We start from the raw sequence: 18,225 nt of genomic DNA on the forward strand, positions 1-18,225 counted from the left end.
AGCCCGCGGGGGAGGCCTCGTCCGCGCGCCGGGCGCGGACGAGGCCGCGGTGGTCAGAGTCCGTGACCCCGGGCGCCGTTCACCGATTCGGCCAGTCGCGCCTCGGCCGGCGCCGAGAATCCGGCGCGTCGAGCGGCGACCGCGGTGTCGAATTCCTCCTGGACCAGGTCGGCGTTGATGTGCGCGCCGGCCGTCGCACCCGCCGCCGCGGCCGCGCCGACCTGTGCGGCGAGATCGGTGAGGTTGCCGGCGACCCAGACCCCGGGCACTTCGGTGCGGCCCGTGGCGTCACACGGGATGTACTCACCGAACGGATGATCGGCGGCCTCCAGCCCGAGGCTGCTCAGGAAGCCGGACCGCGCGACCATCCGGGTTCCCAGCGCGACGACCTCCCGTGCGACCACCGTGCCGTCCGCGAGCCGGAGTCCGGTGATGCGGTCGTCGGCGACCTCGATTCCGGTCACCGTGCCGGATACGACGCGGATGCCGCGCGCGGCGAGGCGCTCGGCGTCTTCCGGGGTCGGTTCGGGCTGGTCGTGGGTGAAGAACACGATGTCGTCGCTCAGTTGCCGGAACAGCTGCACCTGGTGCATCGATATCGGCCCGCGGCTGAGCACCGCGATCGCCCGGTCGCGGACCTCCCAGCCGTGGCAGTACGGGCAGTGCACGACGTCGCGGCCCCACCGTTCGCTCAGCCCGGGGATCTCCGGTAGTTCGTCGGTCAGGCCGGTGGCGGCGAGCAGTCGCCTCGCGTGGACTGTCCGTCCGTCGGCGAGGGTGACCGTGAAGCCGTTCTCGTCGCGGGTAGCCGCGACGATTTCCCCGGTCACCACATGTCCGCCGTACCCGCGCACCTCGGTGCGTCCGCGTTCGAGTAGTTCCGTCGGCGGCATCCCGTCCCGTGCGAGTAGCCCGTGCACTCCGTCGGCGGGCGCGTTGCGCGGCTGCCCCGCGTCGATCACGGCCACCGTCCGCCGGGCGCGGACCAGCATCAACGCCCCGTTCAGTCCGGCCGCTCCGCCGCCGGCCACCACCACGTCGTAGCTCTGTTCCAGTTGTTCGGTCACCTCGACCACCTCCTTGCCGCCGACTATCCGCATAGTCGGAAATATCGGCAAGGAAATTTGCCGATATAGCAATGAAGGCCGACGGGCTCATGCACGCCGGCCCGGCTGAGTGGACGGGCCGCGGATAGCACGGAACCGCTGTCGAACTGCGGGTTTCCCGGATGCTCACCTTCCGGTCACCTGCTGCTGCGAGGCTGGCGCCGTGCAGGATCTGGCGACGAACGCTGACACATGGGAGATCCGCTTCGCCCGCTGGTGCGCGGCGGTGGTCGCGCGCTTGCCCTGGGGGCTCGACCGTGTCGTCGCACCCACGTTCCTCGGTTTCGCCGTGATCAACGGCTGCACCTTCGGCATCGATCTGCTCATCCTGACCGGTTTGCGCAGCGGTCTCGGGCTACCGGAGTGGTTGTCGATCTCGGTCGGCTATATCTGCGCTTTCGCGCTGGCGTTCTACCTCAACCGGCGACTCAACTTCCGTTCCCACGCACCGGCCGGAAAGCAGGCGGTGATCTACACGGTGGTCGTGGTGATCAACTATCTCGTCTTCATCCTCGGTGTGGGGGCGGGTCTCGCGGCGCTCGGCCTGCAGTACCACCTCGCCCGGCTGCTGGCGGGCGCGTGCGAGGCGGTCTACATGTACTCCGCCATGCGCTGGATCGTATTCCGTCGCCGCCGACCTGCGGATCACCCGGTGTAGACGCGGGTTTCGCCGCCCTCCCGGACGACGGCGTCGGCATCGGTGAGCGCCCAGTGGGCGGTGCCGGCCGCGCGGAGGCGGGCGGCCAGGGCGTTACCCGTGCCTTCGGGGTCGGTGGGGGAATCGAGGTGCGCGACGATCGGGCGATCGATGACGCCGAGTCCGTCCCAGAGCGGATCGATACCGCAGGCCGGCGCCACCTCGTCGGGATCGTCGGCGGATTCCAGGCCGTGCAGGTCGGGGCTCAGCACACACGCGCCCGCGCTGTACCCCGCGTAGACCAGCGAATCCGCGCCCAGCAGCTCCGGGATGACCCGATCCGCGCCGCTGCGGGCGAACTGGGCGCGCAGCACGAAGGTGTTTCCACCGCGTACCCAAAGGGCCGGGAACCGCGCCAGCCGGCGCGTCAGATCGGCCGCCCGCCCGACGTATTCACGCAGGTCCACTTCCTCCGGCCGGAACCCCAGCCTTCGCAGCGGCACCAATTCGCTGGTGAGCGCGGCGTCGCGAGCCCGCGGCCAGGAGTCGCAGGCGTTGGCGATCACCGCGATCGGACCCGGTTCGCCGACCAGTGCGGCGAATACGTCGTAGTGCGCCCCGAAGCGGTAGCTCGACAGGAAGAGTCGCACGTCAGATGGTGAACGCCAGGTTCCGGACGACCTGGCGCCCCAGGTCCGCGTCGCCGCGGAAGACGATCCGGTCCAGCACCGTCTCCGGCTCGACCCGGCCGCCGCCCAGCCGGACGAGCAGACCGGAATCCAGTGCGACGGTGGCGGTGGCGTCCCCGGCGGGGGTGTCCACATAGCGGGCGCGATCACCAATCTCGATATGCAGGGTCCGCGCGAGCGGTCCGGTCAGTTCGAAGGTGATCAGCGATCCGGCCGGCGCCTTCCCGCGTTTCGCGACCACCCGGGGCAGTGATCGGGCGAACTCCGCGAAGGCCAGTTCACCGCGCGGCCCGCCCTCGTCGACCTGTTTGCCGAGGGCGTCGGCGATATCGAGTTCGTGCATCCAGCAGTCGAACAACCGGACCCGCATGAATCGCGCGTAGGGCACCTCGCCGACCGGCGACGGCGACGGCGCGAGCCACGCCTGGTCGTCCATGGCGGCGAGCGCCTCGACGCGGCGGCGGGTGACGTCGCGGTAGTGGTCGAGTAGTTCCGCGCCCGCGCGCGAACGCAGGCGCTGCACCCAGACCTCGTTGAATTTCCCGATCTCGTTGCGCACATGCGGGAAGGTTTCGACGTCCACCTCGGGCTCCTGTGGATCGCGGGCCGGGGGGCGCTCGCCGAGCAGCATCGATTCGGTGCCGACCACGTGGGCGAGGACATCGAATACGGTCCATCCCGGCAGCGGCGAGATCGTGCGCCACTGGTCTTCGCCGATTCCGGAGACGAGGTCGGCGAGTGCGTCGAACTGGCCGGACAGCAGCGCGGTGAGTTCGAGGTGATCAGGGGTGTCGGTCATTCGGGCCTCCAGGGAGTCGGTACATGTGGTCCGCGCGGGCCGCAGTGTGGGCGGAGATATCGCATCCTCGGCGGCGCCTTCGGTGGGCCGGTCGGAATCCGGGCGCGGTGATTCGGGGGTCAGGTGAGGTCGGAGCCGGGTTCGGGCGGTGGGTCGCTCAGCGCGGTAAGACCTGCGCGCAGGGCGGCCGCGACCTTCTCCGGTTCCTTCGCGCGCCGCAGCACCAGTCCGGTCGCGAACCGCACTATGTCCCCGTGCCTGCGGGGGACGACGTGCAGATGGACGTGGCCGACCGTCTGGAACGCGGCCTTGCCATCGTTGATCAGCAGATTCGCCCCGTCGGCGGCGAATCCGCGCCCCTGCACGGCCCGGGCGACGCGATGGCCGACGCGGAACAGGTCCATGCCCGTTTCGGCATCCAGTTCGGAGAGGTCGGTGGCATGCCGCTTCGGGATCACCAGTGTATGGCCGCGGGTGATCGGCCGGATATCGAGGAACGCGGTGACGATCTCGTCCTCGTAGACCCGGTGCGCCGGCGCGGCGCCGGACACGATCCGGCAGAAAACGCAGTCGTTCACACGGCGCACTCTACGGCGTAAGGCCGGATCGGGGCCCGGTGTGGGCCGGTCGGATTGGCAAACTTTTCAAACTCCCGGGCATGCTTGTGCCGATACCGCTCGTGATCAGGATTTACCGATGCGAAGACGAGCGCCGGGGGGCGTCGAATGTGACGGGCATCTCAGCTAATCTCACTGCGGCCGATGTACGGTTGCCAGGATTTCGGGCGGTGGTGTCCCAGGACACCCCGCCCGGCGCCGTGATCGGCGGCCGAACTGCAGGAGAGGGAAGCAGACAAGTGGAGACATCTCGGGTGGGAGTAGAGGGGGATGAGACACAGCCCGTGAGCGATTCGTCGCCGCGCGGGGCGCGTGTCGGTGTCGTTCGCGAATCCGCCGCGGGCGAGCGGCGGGTCGCCTTGGTTCCGAAGATCATTCCCACCCTCGTGAAACAGGGTGTGGAGGTCGTGGTCGAAGCCGGGGCAGGGTCGGGCGCGCTCATTCCCGATACCGCCTACGAGGAAGCCGGCGCGTCGATCGGCGACCCCTGGTCGGCCGATGTGGTCGTGAAGGTGGCCCCGCCCAGCGATGCCGAAGTGAGCAAACTGTCCGCGGGGCAGACGCTCATCGGATTCCTGGCACCGCGCAATGCCGACAACCAGATCGACGCGCTGAAGAAAGCCGGGGTACAGGCGTTCGCGGTGGAGTCCATCCCGCGGATCTCGCGCGCCCAGGTGATGGACGCGCTGTCCTCGCAGGCGAATGTGGCCGGTTACAAGGCAGTGCTGCTGGCGGCGTCGGAATCGACCCGCTTCTTCCCTATGCTGACCACCGCCGCCGGCACCGTGAAACCGGCGACCGTGCTGGTGCTCGGCGTCGGCGTGGCCGGACTGCAGGCGCTGGCCACCGCGAAACGGCTGGGCGGCCGGACCACCGGTTACGACGTCCGGCCCGAGGTCGCCGACCAGGTGCGTTCGGTGGGCGCCCAGTGGCTCGATCTCGGGATCGACGCCGCCGGTGAGGGCGGTTACGCCCGCGAACTCACCGACGAGGAGAAGGCGAAACAGCAGCAGGCGCTCGAAGACGCCATCACCGGTTTCGACGTGGTGATCACGACCGCGCTCGTCCCCGGCCGGCCCGCGCCGCGCCTGGTGACCGCGGCCGCGGTGGCGGGGATGAAACCGGGCAGCGTGATCGTCGATCTCGCCGGGGAGACCGGCGGCAACTGCGAACTCACCGAACCCGGTGAGATCGCGGTGAAGCACGACGTCACGATCTGTTCGCCGCTGAACCTGCCCGCCACCATGCCCGAGCACGCCAGCGAGCTGTATTCGAAGAACATCTCCGCGCTACTGGAACTGATGCTCACCGAGGGCGAGCTGAAACCGGATTTCTCCGATCAGGTGCTTGCCGATTCCTGTGTCACCCGTGACGCCGAACCGACAACGAAGGCCGAATGATGTACAGCGAGCTCTTGGCGAATATCGCGATTCTGGTGCTGTCCGGATTCGTGGGTTTTGCGGTGATCTCGAAGGTCCCCAACACCCTGCACACCCCGCTGATGTCGGGTACCAACGCCATTCACGGCATCGTCGTGCTGGGTGCGCTGGTCACCCTCGGGCGGATGGAGGATCCGTCGCCCGGGGTGCAGGTCATCCTGTTCGTGGCCGTGGTGTTCGGAACCCTGAACGTGATCGGCGGTTTCGTGGTGACCGACCGGATGCTGGGCATGTTCAAGGGCAAGAAGCCCGCCGCGGGTGCCGAGAAGGCAGGTAAGTGACCCATGGACAATCTGGTCGATATCCTCTACATCCTGTCCTTCGCCCTCTTCATCTACGGCCTGATGGGCCTGACCGGCCCGAAGACCGCGGTCCGGGGCAACTGGATCGCGGCGGCCGGTATGGCGCTCGCCGTGATAGCGACGCTGATCGCGGTGCGCGACACCAGTAACTGGATTCTGATCGTCGCGGGCCTGGTCGTCGGCGTGCTGCTGGGCGTGCCGCCCGCGCGCTACACGAAGATGACCGCGATGCCCCAGTTGGTGGCGGCGTTCAACGGGGTCGGCGGCGGTACCGTCGCGTTGATCGCCTGGGCCGAATTCATCGATACCACCGGCTTCTCGGTGTTCCACCACGGTGAAGAACCGACCGTGCACATCATCGTCGGGTCGCTGTTCGCCGCGATCATCGGCTCGGTGTCGTTCTGGGGTTCGGTGATCGCGTTCGGCAAACTGCAGGAGATCCTGCCCGGGCGTCCGATCGGACTGGGGAGACTGCAGCAGGTGGTGAACCTGGTGCTGCTCGTCGTCGCGGTCGCGGCGGCGGTGGTCATCGGTCTCGGGGCCGCCGACGGCGGTGTGTCGCAGTGGTGGATGGTGCTGCTGCTGCTCGCCGCGGGGGTGCTGGGCCTGATGGTGGTGCTGCCGATCGGCGGCGCGGATATGCCGGTGGTCATCTCGCTGCTCAACGCGCTCACCGGCCTGTCGGCCGCGGCCGCCGGTCTGGCGCTGAACAACACCGCGATGATCGTGGCGGGCATGATCGTCGGCGCGTCCGGCACCATCCTGACGAACCTGATGGCCAAGGCGATGAACCGTTCGATTCCGGCGATCGTGGCCGGTGGGTTCGGCGGCGGCGGCGCTGTCGCCGCCTCCGGTGACGGTGAACAGAAGCAGGCGAAGGCCACCTCGGCGGCGGACGCGGCGATCCAGATGGCCTACGCCAACCAGGTGATCGTGGTGCCCGGATACGGGATGGCGGTAGCGCAGGCGCAGCACGCGGTCAAGGAAATGGCCGGGCTGCTGGAAGCCAAGGGCGTAGAGGTCAAATACGCCATCCACCCGGTGGCCGGCCGGATGCCCGGACATATGAACGTGCTGCTCGCCGAGGCCGAGGTGTCCTACGACGCCATGAAGGAAATGGACGATATCAACGGCGAATTCGGCCGCACCGATGTCGCCCTGGTGATCGGCGCCAACGATGTCACCAACCCGGCCGCCCGCGAGGATTCGGCCAGCCCGATCTACGGGATGCCGGTGCTCAATGTGGACCAGGCGAAATCGGTGATCGTGCTGAAGCGCTCGATGAACAGCGGTTTCGCCGGAATCGACAACCCGCTCTTCTACGCCGACCACACAGCCATGCTGTTCGGGGACGCGAAGAAGTCGGTCGGTGCGGTCACCGAGGAACTGAAAGCGCTGTAACCCGAGCGGTCACAGTGTCGGCCCCGGTGCGGGCCCGGTCGAATCGGCCGGGTCCGCACCGGGGTTTCGTGCTGGAGCGGTCGGTCGACGGCGGATCCCGGTGCGTGGTTCTCGACGCCACGGACGGTGTGCCGTGCGGGCGCGCGCCGAAAACGAGTGGACGCTGCGTGCCGGCGGGCAGATCATTGACGGCGATGCCCGAACGCAACGAGCCGCTGCGCCTGATCGAATTCGACAGCACCGCCGCCGACCCCGCCGACGCCCTGCCCTGGTCCGCCGTCCTCGATTCCTACTCCACCCCGCGCGACCTGCTCGATATGCTGGCCCTCAGCTTGTTCGGCCGGGGTGTGCAACCGTACTACCGGAAGCGACAACTGGACCGGGTGCGAGCCGACGCGCCGCTGCGCCCGCCGGGGTCGGTGATCTCGCGGTCGATCGTCGAATCCGAGTCACTGTCCATCCTGGTGCTCGGGGAGGGCTGGGCCCTGCGTTCTGATCGGTGGGCGGACAAGTCCGCCACTGTGGAAGTGACCGCGATCAGCGACGAGCTGGCCGAACGCATTGTCGCGGAGACGATCCGTGATGCCGAGGAACCGGCTCCGACCGACGCGGCCTCGGTGAAGATGGGCTTCTGGCACCAGGGCGATCGCGGGGCGAACCGGCGGGTTCTCGCCGTCACCACGCCGGAGTGGCCGGAGATCCGCGGTAACTACGGCACGACCGTCGCCGGTGCCCTGGATCGGCTGATGGCATTGCGTCCGGCCGATATTCGCGGACGGCTGCTGCTCCTGCACGGCCCGCCCGGAACGGGCAAGACCACCGCGCTGCGGGCCCTGGCCAGATCCTGGTCGGATTGGTGTCAGGCCGATTGCGTACTCGATCCCGAGACGCTGTTCGCCAAGCCCGGATATCTGATGCGCGCGGCGATGGGAGCCGAAGGCGAGGACGAGGAAGCCGACCGCTGGCGGCTGCTGATCCTCGAGGATTGCGACGAGCTGATCCACGCCGAAGCGAAATCCACCTCTGGTCAGGGGCTTTCCCGGTTGCTCAACCTCACCGACGGGATGCTGGGGCAGAGTCGCGAGGTGCTGGTGGCGATCAGCACCAACGAGGATCTCTCCCGGCTGCATCCCGCGGTCACCCGGCCCGGCCGCTGCCTGGCCCAGCTGGAGATCGGGAAGCTGACGGCCGCCGAGGCGCGTACCTGGCTGGGGGATCACCCGGCCGCCGGATCCGTCACCGAGGCGACCCTCGCGGAACTGGTCGCATTGCGTGACGGCGCGGGAAGTATCGCGGTCACGGCGGATCCGGTGGATGCCGGGATGTATCTGTAGGCGCCCCTGCTCTGGAGCGGTGGTCGTGTCGGTGCCCGCCGGTAGCGTCCGGACCGGCACTGCGGTTGGGAGGTACCGGAAATGGCGGTGGGGATCGGTCAATGCGTGGTCGCGGTGGTCGCGATCGGGATCAGATTCTTCGGCGCCGGCTGGTGGATGATCTTCGCGATGTTCACCCTGGGCATCGTGCCCGCGGTGATCGTCGCACCGGTGATCGTGGCCGGGTTCCTCGCACCGCCCGAGGCGCTACCACTGCTGGTGGTCGCGGACGTCCTGCTGCTGGCCGCCGCGTCGACAGCGCCGGATATGGGTGACAATCCCGAATACCAATTTCCGCTGCGCGGACTGCTGACCGGGTATCCGGGCCTGCCGGTGGGTGATCCGCGGTCCGTGCGGCTGTGCGGGGTCGCGCGGTGGAGCGCCTGGGGCTATCTCGCGGCGGTGCTCGTGCTGCTGGTGTGGACGTGCACCGGGCACTGACAGGTCGCCGGATCCGCCGCATCGCCGTGGCGGCGCCCGCCGCTGGTTCCGATCTGCCGCTACCGGGCGTCACCGGTCCGGGATTCGGCGGCGCGGGCCGGAAAGCTGTGGCCGGCCGGGGTGAGCCGCGGCACCCACTCGGAGCACGAACTCGTGCGCGGTGTTCTCGAGTGGGTTGGGCGGGTCGTCCCCGGCCGGCCGAGATCACGGTCGACCGCTCAGATGACGGGTGGCGCGACGTAGGTGAAGGCGCCGGCCCCGGTCGCACTGCCGCCGCTGGTGCTCACGACCACGTTGACCGCGCCGACGGCCCCCGGCGGGGTCACCGCCGTGACCTGCGTATCGGATATGACGGTGAACGCCGCTGCCGCGCCGCCGAAAGTAACCGAGTCGGTGGTGGTCAGCGCAGTGCCGGGAATGGTCACCGGAGTCCCACCGGCGGTCGGCCCGGCGGCGGGCGCCGGGGCGCCGATGGTGGGTACGGCGACGTAGGTGTAGAAAACCCCGTTGCTGGTCCCACCTCCGGTGGTGACCGTGACCTGCACCGTGCCGGTCCCGGCCGGCGCGACAGCGGTGATCTGCGTGCCGGAGACGACGGTGAACGAGCCCGCCGGCGTGGCGCCGAAAGTGACCGCGGTGGCGCCCGCCAGATCCGTCCCCACCAGGGTGACCGCGGTGCCGCCCGCCGCCGGCCCCGAGGTCGGACCGACCGAGATCAGCACGGGGACCGCGGTGTAGGAGTACAGCAGCCCATTGCTGGTTCCGCCCGGGCCGGTGACGGTGACCAGTATCGTCCCGGTGCCGGGTGGTGCGGTGGCGGTGATCTGGGTGCTGGAGTTCACGGTGAACGTGGTGGCCGGGGTGGCCCCGAAGGTGACGGCGGTGGTACCGGTGAGGCCGGTGCCGGTGAGTGTCACGGTGGTGCCGCCCGCCGCCGGACCCGAACTCGGGCCGATGGAGGTCAGTGCCGGTGCCGCGACGTAGCTGAAGGCGACTCCGTTGCTGGTGCCCGCCGCCGTGGTGGCGGTGACCTGTACCGTCCCGGTGCCGGGTGGTGCGGTGGCGGTGATCTGGGTGCTGGAGTTCACGGTGAATGTGGTGGCCGGGGTGGCCCCGAAGGTGACGGCGGTGGTACCGGTGAGGCCGGTGCCGGTGAGTGTCACGGTGGTGCCGCCGGCCGTGGGCCCTTGACCGGGGCTGACGCTGCTCAGTGTGGGAACCGCGGCGTAGGTGTAGGGGAGTCCGTTGCTGGTGCCGCCGGTGGTGCTGACGGTGACCTGCACCGTCCCGGTGCCGGGTGGGGCGATCGCGGTGATCTTTGTGCTGGAGTCCACCGTGAAAGTGGTTGCCATCGTGCCGAATTGCACGGAGGTGACGATGGCGACGAACTCGGTGCCGGTCAGCGTGACGTTGTTCAGGCCGGCAACGGGGCCCGAAGTCGGCGACAGGGAGGTCAGGGTCGGGGCCATGGGGTGCTCCTTTCAGAGCGAGGCGGAGCCCCCGTCCGACCAGGGGCAGGGGCGAAGTCGGATTGTGGGCTGGTGAACGGGCCGGGGCCCGGGCAGGGCGGCGAGCGCCCTGCCCGGGTTTCGAGGCCGGCGTCATCCGGTGCGGGCCGTCACCCGGACCGGATATCCGGTCAGATACCGGGTCCGGCGACGTAGGTGAACGCACCGGTCGCGGTGGCGCTGCCACCGGTCGTGGTGACCACGATATCCACGGCGCCGACGGTACCCGGCGGCGTGACCGCGACGAGCGCCGCATCGGAGAGCACGCTGAAAGGCGCCAGTACGCCGTCGAACGTGACCGATTCCGTGGTCGTCAGATCGGTGCCGGGGATGGTCACCGCGGTGCCGCCGGAGGCGGGACCGGAGGCGGGTGCCGGGGTACCGAGGGTGGGCGCGTCCACGTAGGTGTACGAGAGGCCGTTGCTGGATCCGCCCGCGGTCGTGACGCTGACCCCGACCGAACCCTCCGCCGCGCCCGCGGGCACGACGACGGTCAGCACACCGTCGTTCACCACGGTCGGGGTCGCCGTGTTGGCGCCGAAGGCGACGGAAGTGGCGGTAGCCAAACCGATTCCGGTGATGGTGACCGTATTGCCGCCCGCGGTGACTCCTGAGACCGGCGACAGGCCCGATTTGAACGGCGGGCCGATGTAGAAGAACGACAGTGGGTTGCTGGTCCCGCCCGGCGTGGTGACGGTCACCGGGACGGTGCCGACACCCGACGGAGAGACACTCGTGACCGAGGTCGGCGTATTGGCCGTGATGGTGGCGGACTTGGCGCCGAAACGAACGGCGGTGGCGCCGGCGAGGTTCGTACCGGTGATGGTGACGGTGGTCCCGCCCGCGGTCGACCCTTGGTTCGGAGAGATGGGCATGGTGCTGTCTTTCTGATCGATGTGTGAGGTGGGCACGACCGGCCGACGCAGGGTGGCTAATGCCACCGGGCGGTCACGCCCTCCGTGTTCGGAGTGGCTGCCGCTCACGGCGGGCCGGTCTGTCGAGTAGCCGGCGGCCGGTAGTGCGGCTCACCGTTACCGGCGAAGAATTTCGATCTATCTGGAATGTCAGCCGGTTGCGTACGACTGCATTTCGTCCGATTATGAATGGATCATATTTCCCCTTAAGGCAATTCGATCGGAATCGACCCATCCGCAAACATACGTCTCCGGAACGCTTAGTGCAACAGTGCATTTCTGTCCAATAAGACCAGGTGTAAGCCATGTTCTTGGTGGGTGTGGTCGGTTTTATCGCCGATTCCGGCGGAATTATCACGAATTCCGACAGCGTTTGTTCATGAATTCCGGCGGTGTTTTATCGTGAAATTCGACGGCACTGAAAATTGCTACCGGTTCGTTTGTTTTCTGTTTCGTAGCCCCGTCCATCGGATGTGCGCGAGAAAACCTTGGGCAAACCGGCGGTGCGAGCGATCGCGGCCGGTCGCCCACGGTCGGCGCGGGTCTCGGCGCGTGGGAACCGGGCCGCGTCAGCGGGGGGTGTCGGTGGGTTCGCCGGCCCGGGAATGGGCTCGGCGATAGCTTTGCGCGCCGGTCTCGACGATGGTGCCGCCGAACGTGAGCCGGTCGATGATGGCGGCCCGGAGCCGGGCGTCGGGGAAGATCTCGGACCAGTTCGCGATGCCGCGGTTGGCTACGATCGCGACCGACTTCTTCTCCTCGCGTTCGGTCAACACCTGGAACAGCAATTCGGCGCCGCGCCGACCGAGTTCGGTGTAGCCGAGTTCATCGATGCAGAGTAGATCGATGCCCCGGTAGCGGCCGATGGCCCGGGAGAGTCGCTGCCCGTCCGCGGCTTCTACCAGCTTGTTGACCAATCCGGCGGCCAAGATGTACCGGACCCGGTAGCCTGCCCTCGCCGCTTCGGTGCCCAGGGCGATCAGCAGATGGGACTTCCCGGTGCCCGCGTCGCCGATCAAGCACAGCGGCCGGCCTTGTCGCACCCAATCGCATTCGGCGAGGGTGTGGACGACGGCTGGGTCGATACTGGGGTTGGCGGCGAAATCGAAACCTTCCAGGGTCTTGGCGCGGGGGAAACCGGCTGCCCCGACAAGACGTTCGGTGCGGCGCCGGGCGGTCAGCTGCTCGGTCCGCAGCTGTGGTCTGCGCTCGCGGATGTAGGCGCTGACCCGCTGATACGACACATCCGCCATGCCCCGCTCCGTGACCAGCCGCTGATAGATCCGGGTGGCTGTATGACGTTGCCTGGGCGGTCCGTTCAGATCGGCGCGCAGCACATCGTCGATGAACGGCTTGTAGGGATCCAGTTTCTGCGGCCGCGGCGAATATTCTTTCCGCGGCCCGGGCAACACCGACTCCGTCGCCCTCGCCACCGTCCGCCATCCGACGCCGTACTTACGTTCGATGGCACGTTTGGACAGTCCGGCACGGAGGTCCTGCCGGATCGCGGCGTACAGCTCGACTCTGGACAGGTCCGGCATCGGCGCCCTCCCCTCGCCCCCCACTTATTCCATATCTACATGATAGGCCCGCGTTACAGTCGTCCGTGCTCGCCGAATCGGCGACAGGGCCGTCGATTTCGGTGCGCGACCGCCGTCGGGATCGACGAGCGGTGACGGCGCCGACCGGGGCTCTCGACGTACTTCACCCCTGCCCCGAGCGCGTGGGCCCGCAGGGTATCGCGCTTCGGCGGGCAGGGCCTCCGGAGCCTGTCGCAGGCTCGGGGCCGCGGCTATCGTTGGCGAGATGGATGCGTTGGCCGGGCTGCTCGAGGGACCCAGGGCACGAGGTGCTTTCCTGCTGCGGTCGCTGCTGAGTCCGCCGTGGTCGCTGCGGATCCAGGACGAATCGCCGCTGACCCTCGCGGCGGTGATCCGGGGCCGGGCGTGGACGGTGACCGACGACGGCGGACAGTATCTGCTGGAGGCCGGCGATGTGGCGGTGTTCCGCGGTCCGCGCCCGTACACGGTCGCCGATGATCCGGCGACCGACCCGCAGATCCTCATCCATCCCGGGCAGGTCACCACGACCACCGACGGCGAGGTGCTCTGCGAGACGATGAGCCTCGGGGTGCGGCAGTGGGGTAACGATCCGGCGGGGGAGACGGTGCTGGTCACCGGGTCCTATGAGCAGGCCGGCGCGGTGAGCCGCCGCCTGCTGCGTGCCCTTCCGGAGGTGCTCGTGGTGCCGCGCGGTCGTTCCGACGACCGGGTCCTGGATCTGCTGGTCGACGAAACCGTGAAAGATCTGCCCGCGCAGAGCGCGGTATTGGACCGGTTGCTCGATCTGCTGCTCATCGCCACCCTGCGCACCTGGTTCTCCGGGGCCGAGGCGCCGGCCTGGTACCACGCGTACAGCGATCCGACCGTGGGCAAGGCGTTGCGGCTGCTGCAGCACAATCCCGCGCACGGCTGGACCGTCGCCGAACTGGCCGGTGCGGTCGGGGCCTCGCGCGCGGCGCTGGCCAGGAGGTTCACCGAGATGGTCGGCGAGCCGCCGATGGCCTTCCTCACCGAATGGCGGCTCGATCTCGCGGCGGATCTGCTCCAGGGCACCGACCATACGGTGGAGGCGGTGGCCCGTCAGGTCGGCTACGGTAGCGCCTTCGCATTGAGCACGGCCTTCAAACGGCATTTCGGGGTGAGTCCCCGGGAGCACCGGCTCGGCGGCGCGGCCGCCGCGGTGCCCTCCGCGGGCTGACCCCGGTATCGTCGGCCGGGTGACCCAGCAGTATCCGGTGCTCTGGCCGGTGCCCACCCGGTGGGCCGATAACGACCACTACGGCCACGTGAACAACGTGACCTATTACGCCTACTTCGATACCGCGGTCAACGCGTGGTTGATCGACGCGACCGGCACCGATATCCGGGACCTGCCCGCCATCGGGATCGTGGCGGAGACATCCTGCCGCTTTCACGCGTCCCTGAGTTTTCCCGACCGACTGCGGGTGGGTCTGCGGATCTCGCGGCTCGGCCGCTCCAGCATCACCTACGATCTCGCGATCTTCCGGGAGGCGGGGGAGGGGCTGGAACTCGCCGCTACCGGAACGTTCGTGCACGTGTACGTGGACTCGGAGACCCGTAAGCCGGTGGAGATCCCCGCGGTGATCCGTACCGCCGCTGCGACCCTGGTCACCGACGACCCCGAGCAGTAGCGCGCCGATCGCGGGCGCCCGCGATGGGCCGCCGGTACTCACGCGCGGCGGGCCGCAGGGACGTCGCGAGCCGGGCCGCGGGGGTCACCGGTATCGGCCGCGGGTGATGCGCCGGGGCGGTCAGGAGTCCGGGTTCTCCAGTGCATGCTGGAAGCGGCGCATACCCCGGATCCAGCGGTCGTAGTCCGAACCCTTGTGCTGGTACATGGTCAGCACTTCCGGGTGGGGCAGGATCAGGAACTGGCCGGCCGCGACCCCGGCCAGTACGGTGTCGGCGACCTCTTCGGGGGTGAGTACCGCGCCTGCGGATTTCACCGCGTTGATCGCCAGCCGACCGGCCTCGACGTTGTCCGGCGGGATCATTCCCTCGCGCAACAGGGCGGTGTCCACGCCCATCGGGCATACACAGCTCACCCGGACGCCCTGGTCGCCGTAGGTGATCGACAGCCATTCCGCGAATCCGACGGCCGCGTGCTTGGACACCGAGTACGGCGCGGATCCGAGCTGGGTGAGCAGTCCGGCCGCCGACGCGGTGCTCACGAAGTGGCCGCCGCCGCGCGCCAGCCAGCCGGGTACGAGCAGCCGGGCGGCCCGGATATGCGCCAGGGTGTTGATCTCCAGGGCGGCCGCCCACTGCGCGTCGGTGCTGTCCAGTCCGGCGCCGCCGCCGATTCCGGCGTTCGCGAAGTACAGGTCGACGGGGCCGAAGGCGGATTCCGCCCGGTCGATCAGATGCTGGATCACCTCGGGATCGGCGGCGTCGCCGGCGGCGGATACCGCGGCGTCGCCGATCTCGGCGGCCACTTTGCCCGCGGTCGCCGGATCGAGATCGGCCACCACGACCTTCGCGCCGTGGTCGGCCAGGCGGCGTGCCAGTGCCGCGCCGATGCCCGATCCGCCGCCGGTGACGACGGCGGTCCGGCCGGAGAAGGTGTCCGATACTGTGCCTGAGAGCTCCATGCTCGCACCTTAGCGGTTACATGCGACATTTACCCCGGTGTGTCGCTTAATCGCTTTCTCGTCCGCTGCTCGGGCAGCCGGTCAGGCCGGTCCCGCGAGGCGGCGCAGGAGCGGGGCGGTGCGCGGCCCCACGGACTCCTGCATCACCAGGGCCATGTTCGTGCGGACCACACCGGGGATCTTCAGGATCTGCCCGGTGATCCGATAGAGATCGTCGGCATCGCGGGCCACCACGCGCACCGTGAGGTCGGTGGGGCCGGTCATTCCGCACACCTCGGTGACCTCCGGGATCTCGGCCAGTTCGTCGACCACCGCCTCGAGTCGATGCTGGTCCACCACCACCGCCACGAAGGCGGACAAGCGGTAGCCCAGCGCGCGCGGATCGACCCGGTGCTCGAAACTGCCCAGAACTCCGGCGGCCTCCCAGCGAGCCAGCCGCGCCTGCACGGTGTTGCGCGAGAGGCCGAGTCGCGCGGCCAGTTCCACGCCGGTGGCCCGGGGGTTGGCGATCAACTCCAGCAGTAGTCGCGCGTCCGTGGCGTCCAGTACCGCTTCGGTGGTCTCCCGACTGGTCATATGACGCAGTATGACAGCTTCTGGACCCCCAAGAACGAGCATTATGCTCAGTTTTCTGAACGAGACTTGCGCAGATCGCTAACGGGTGGATGCTTGTGTTACAGGCCACATGAGCGCGTGATCCGCGTGAGGAGGCGAGGCGATGCCCGGCACAACCGAGTATCCGGTGCAGTTGATCCAGCCCGACGGACGTCGGGTGCACAATCCCGAGTACCAGGCGCTCGTCGCCGATATCGGGCCGGAGGAACTGCGGCGACTCTACGAAGATCTGGTGGTCACCCGGCGTATCGATACCGAGGCCGTGGCACTGGCCCGGCAGGGACAGCTCGGACTCTGGGCGCCGTGCCAGGGCCAGGAAGCGGCCCAGGTCGGCTCGGCCCGCGCACTGCGGCCCGACGACTACGTGTTCGGCAGTTACCGTGAGAGCGCCGTCGCCTACTGCCGGGGGGTGGACCCGAGTGCCATGACCGCGATGTGGCGAGGAGTGTCCCATTCCTCGGGCGACCCGGCCGCGGTCAATATGGCCAATCCGGCGATCGTGGTCGGCGCCCAGGGATTGCATGCGACCGGTTACGCCTACGCCGCCCAGCTCGACGGGGCCGAGATCGCGACGGTCGCGTATTTCGGCGACGGCGCGACCAGCCAGGGCGATATCGCCGAGGCGCTGACCTTCGCCTCCAGCTGGGGCGCGCCCGTGGTGTTCTTCTGCCAGAACAATCACTGGGCGATCAGCGAACCTGTCCATCTGCAGAGCGCCACGCCGATCGCGCATCGTGCCGTCGGGTACGGCATCCCCGCGATCCGGGTGGACGGCAACGATGTCCTGGCGGTTCTGGCCGTCACGAGGCAGGCGGCCGCCCGTGCGCGCGGCGGCGGCGGGCCGTCGTTCGTGGAGGCCATCACCTACCGGATGGGGCCGCACACCACCGCCGACGATCCCACCCGCTACCGGACCGCCGCGGAAACCGAGGAGTGGGCGCGCCGGGACCCGATTCTGCGGATGCGCCTACTGCTGGAACGTGAGGGCCTGCTGGACGCCGACGTCCAGCGGCGGGTGGACGAACGCGCCGACGAGGTGGCGCACCGGATGCGCACCGAGACGATCACCATGGCCGATCCCGAGCCGTCCGAGCTTTTCGACCACGTCTACGCGACCCCGCACCGGGTTCTCGACGAACAGCGCCGGGACTACACCGCCTATCTGGCCGACGACCCGGCCTGTGCGCTCGCGACTGCCGCGCCGGCCGCGCGCGAGGAGGGAGTCCGCTCATGATCACCACATTCGCCGCGGCGCTCAATGCCGGATTACGCAGTGCCCTGGAGGACGATCCCAAGGTGGTGCTGATGGGTGAGGACATCGGCCGGCTCGGCGGTGTGTTCCGGGTGACGGACACGCTCCAGAAGGATTTCGGCGACCGGCGCGTGATCGACACGCCGCTGGCCGAATCGGGCATCGTGGGAACGGCGTTCGGCATGGCGCTGCGCGGCTACCGGCCGGTGTGTGAAATCCAGTTCGACGGTTTCGTGTATCCGGCCTTCGATCAGATCGTGTCCCAGGTCGCCAAGATCCATTACCGGACTCGGGGGAAGGTGCGGGCGCCGCTGACCATCCGGATCCCGTTCGGGGGCGGTATCGGTTCGGTGGAACACCATTCCGAATCGCCCGAGGCCTATTTCGCGCATACCGCGGGGCTGCGCGTGGTGTCGCCGAGCAACCCGGCCGACGCCTACACCATGATCCGCCAGGCCGTCGCCCTCGACGACCCGGTGATCTTCTTCGAACCCAAACGTCGTTACTGGGACAAGGCCGAGTTCGATCCGGCGGCGGCGCCGGAGCTGCCACTGGACCGGGCCCGAGTGTGCGTCCGCGGAACCGACGTCACCGTGGTCGCTTATGGGGGTACGGTCGCCACCGCCCTGGCCGCAGCGAAACTCGGTGCCGAGGAAGGTATTTCGCTGGAGGTGGTGGACCTGCGCAGTCTGGCGCCGCTGGACGTGGACACCATCGCGGAATCGGTGGACCGGACCGGCCGCCTCGTCGTGGTGCACGAGGCGCAGATATCCGGCGGACTGGGCGCCGAGATCGCCGCCCGGATCACCGAACGCTGCTTCTACCGGCTCGAGGCGCCCGTACGGCGGGTCGCGGGATTCGATATCCCCTACCCTCCGGCTAAGCTCGAGAAGCATCATCTGCCCGACCCGGACCGGATCCTCGCGGCGGTCGACCGCACACTGGCCGCCTGACGCGT

General features: G+C 68.7%; 19 protein-coding genes. 10 read left to right on the plus strand and 9 right to left on the minus strand.

Features of this window, described 5'->3' with window-relative positions:
- Nucleotides 1-53 precede the first annotated feature (53 nt).
- Nucleotides 54-1,100, minus strand: a complete 1,047-nt coding sequence (locus OG804_RS27135) for an NAD(P)/FAD-dependent oxidoreductase (protein WP_328391232.1) — start codon at nt 1,098-1,100, stop codon at nt 54-56.
- Nucleotides 1,101-1,269: 169 nt separating this feature from the next.
- Here OG804_RS27135 and OG804_RS27140 point away from each other — a divergent pair, with 169 nt between their 5' ends.
- Entirely contained in the window at nt 1,270-1,764 is a 495-nt protein-coding gene (locus OG804_RS27140; protein WP_442941646.1) for a GtrA family protein, read from the plus strand.
- On the opposite strand, the gene OG804_RS27145 is transcribed toward OG804_RS27140, so the two are convergent.
- The 3 genes from OG804_RS27145 to OG804_RS27155 form a co-directional block, all read right to left on the minus strand.
- The gene (locus OG804_RS27145) at nt 1,752-2,393 is read right to left on the minus strand and encodes a Type 1 glutamine amidotransferase-like domain-containing protein (RefSeq protein WP_328391234.1); all 642 of its coding nucleotides are present in this window, start codon (nt 2,391-2,393) and stop codon (nt 1,752-1,754) included. The genes OG804_RS27140 and OG804_RS27145 overlap by 13 nt on opposite strands.
- A gap of 1 nt (nt 2,394) precedes the next feature.
- On the minus strand, nt 2,395-3,231 hold the full coding sequence (locus OG804_RS27150; protein WP_328391236.1) for a maleylpyruvate isomerase family mycothiol-dependent enzyme: 837 nt from the start codon (nt 3,229-3,231) through the stop codon (nt 2,395-2,397).
- A 119-nt stretch (nt 3,232-3,350) separates the two neighbouring features.
- Nucleotides 3,351-3,809 carry an HIT family protein gene (locus OG804_RS27155; RefSeq protein WP_328391238.1) on the minus strand — a complete coding sequence of 153 codons (459 nt, stop codon included), beginning with the start codon at nt 3,807-3,809 and terminating at the stop codon, nt 3,351-3,353.
- A gap of 323 nt (nt 3,810-4,132) precedes the next feature.
- Here OG804_RS27155 and OG804_RS27160 point away from each other — a divergent pair, with 323 nt between their 5' ends.
- The 5 genes from OG804_RS27160 to OG804_RS27180 all read left to right on the plus strand — a co-directional run bounded on the left by OG804_RS27160 (nt 4,133) and on the right by OG804_RS27180 (nt 8,804).
- Nucleotides 4,133-5,248 carry a Re/Si-specific NAD(P)(+) transhydrogenase subunit alpha gene (locus OG804_RS27160; RefSeq protein ID WP_328391239.1) on the plus strand — a complete coding sequence of 372 codons (1,116 nt, stop codon included), beginning with the start codon at nt 4,133-4,135 and terminating at the stop codon, nt 5,246-5,248.
- On the plus strand, nt 5,248-5,568 hold the full coding sequence (locus OG804_RS27165; RefSeq protein ID WP_328398771.1) for an NAD(P) transhydrogenase subunit alpha: 321 nt from the start codon (nt 5,248-5,250) through the stop codon (nt 5,566-5,568). The genes OG804_RS27160 and OG804_RS27165 overlap by 1 nt, the downstream gene beginning before the upstream one ends.
- A 3-nt stretch (nt 5,569-5,571) precedes the next feature.
- Nucleotides 5,572-6,990 carry an NAD(P)(+) transhydrogenase (Re/Si-specific) subunit beta gene (locus OG804_RS27170; protein WP_328391240.1) on the plus strand — a complete coding sequence of 473 codons (1,419 nt, stop codon included), beginning with the start codon at nt 5,572-5,574 and terminating at the stop codon, nt 6,988-6,990.
- Between the two features lie 194 nt (nt 6,991-7,184).
- Complete coding sequence (locus tag OG804_RS27175; RefSeq protein WP_328391242.1) at nt 7,185-8,324, plus strand: DUF5925 domain-containing protein; 1,140 nt, start codon at nt 7,185-7,187, stop codon at nt 8,322-8,324.
- A gap of 81 nt (nt 8,325-8,405) precedes the next feature.
- Nucleotides 8,406-8,804, plus strand: coding sequence for a hypothetical protein (locus OG804_RS27180; RefSeq protein ID WP_328391244.1), 399 nt, complete (start codon nt 8,406-8,408; stop codon nt 8,802-8,804).
- Between the two features lie 218 nt (nt 8,805-9,022).
- On the opposite strand, the gene OG804_RS27185 is transcribed toward OG804_RS27180, so the two are convergent.
- The 3 genes from OG804_RS27185 to istB all read right to left on the minus strand — a co-directional run bounded on the left by OG804_RS27185 (nt 9,023) and on the right by istB (nt 12,767).
- Complete coding sequence (locus tag OG804_RS27185; protein ID WP_328391246.1) at nt 9,023-10,273, minus strand: IPT/TIG domain-containing protein; 1,251 nt, start codon at nt 10,271-10,273, stop codon at nt 9,023-9,025.
- A gap of 170 nt (nt 10,274-10,443) precedes the next feature.
- A complete protein-coding gene (locus OG804_RS27190) occupies nt 10,444-11,187 on the minus strand; it encodes an IPT/TIG domain-containing protein (protein ID WP_328391248.1) in 744 nt (247 codons plus the stop codon).
- Nucleotides 11,188-11,795: 608 nt separating this feature from the next.
- Nucleotides 11,796-12,767, minus strand: coding sequence for an IS21-like element helper ATPase IstB (istB, locus tag OG804_RS27195; RefSeq protein WP_328391250.1), 972 nt, complete (start codon nt 12,765-12,767; stop codon nt 11,796-11,798).
- A 265-nt stretch (nt 12,768-13,032) separates the two neighbouring features.
- Here istB and OG804_RS27200 point away from each other — a divergent pair, with 265 nt between their 5' ends.
- Together OG804_RS27200 and OG804_RS27205 are read left to right on the plus strand one after the other, a co-directional pair.
- The gene (locus OG804_RS27200) at nt 13,033-13,986 is read left to right on the plus strand and encodes an AraC family transcriptional regulator (RefSeq protein ID WP_328391252.1); all 954 of its coding nucleotides are present in this window, start codon (nt 13,033-13,035) and stop codon (nt 13,984-13,986) included.
- 19 nt (nt 13,987-14,005) lie between these two features.
- The gene (locus OG804_RS27205; RefSeq protein WP_328391254.1) at nt 14,006-14,440 is read left to right on the plus strand and encodes an acyl-CoA thioesterase; all 435 of its coding nucleotides are present in this window, start codon (nt 14,006-14,008) and stop codon (nt 14,438-14,440) included.
- Nucleotides 14,441-14,560: 120 nt separating this feature from the next.
- On the opposite strand, the gene OG804_RS27210 is transcribed toward OG804_RS27205, so the two are convergent.
- Nucleotides 14,561-15,400, minus strand: coding sequence for an SDR family oxidoreductase (locus tag OG804_RS27210; RefSeq protein ID WP_328391256.1), 840 nt, complete (start codon nt 15,398-15,400; stop codon nt 14,561-14,563).
- 81 nt (nt 15,401-15,481) lie between these two features.
- Nucleotides 15,482-15,976: an Lrp/AsnC family transcriptional regulator gene (locus tag OG804_RS27215; RefSeq protein ID WP_328391258.1), complete on the minus strand. Its 495-nt coding sequence runs from the start codon at nt 15,974-15,976 to the stop codon at nt 15,482-15,484.
- A gap of 142 nt (nt 15,977-16,118) precedes the next feature.
- On the opposite strand from OG804_RS27215, the gene pdhA reads away from it, so the two are divergent.
- Nucleotides 16,119-17,249: a pyruvate dehydrogenase (acetyl-transferring) E1 component subunit alpha gene (pdhA, locus tag OG804_RS27220; protein ID WP_328391260.1), complete on the plus strand. Its 1,131-nt coding sequence runs from the start codon at nt 16,119-16,121 to the stop codon at nt 17,247-17,249.
- A complete protein-coding gene (locus tag OG804_RS27225; protein WP_328391262.1) occupies nt 17,246-18,220 on the plus strand; it encodes an alpha-ketoacid dehydrogenase subunit beta in 975 nt (324 codons plus the stop codon). The genes pdhA and OG804_RS27225 overlap by 4 nt, the downstream gene beginning before the upstream one ends.
- Nucleotides 18,221-18,225: the final 5 nt, after the last annotated feature.

The sequence above is a fragment of the Nocardia sp. NBC_00416 genome (assembly GCF_036032445.1).
GTDB lineage: Bacteria > Actinomycetota > Actinomycetes > Mycobacteriales > Mycobacteriaceae > Nocardia.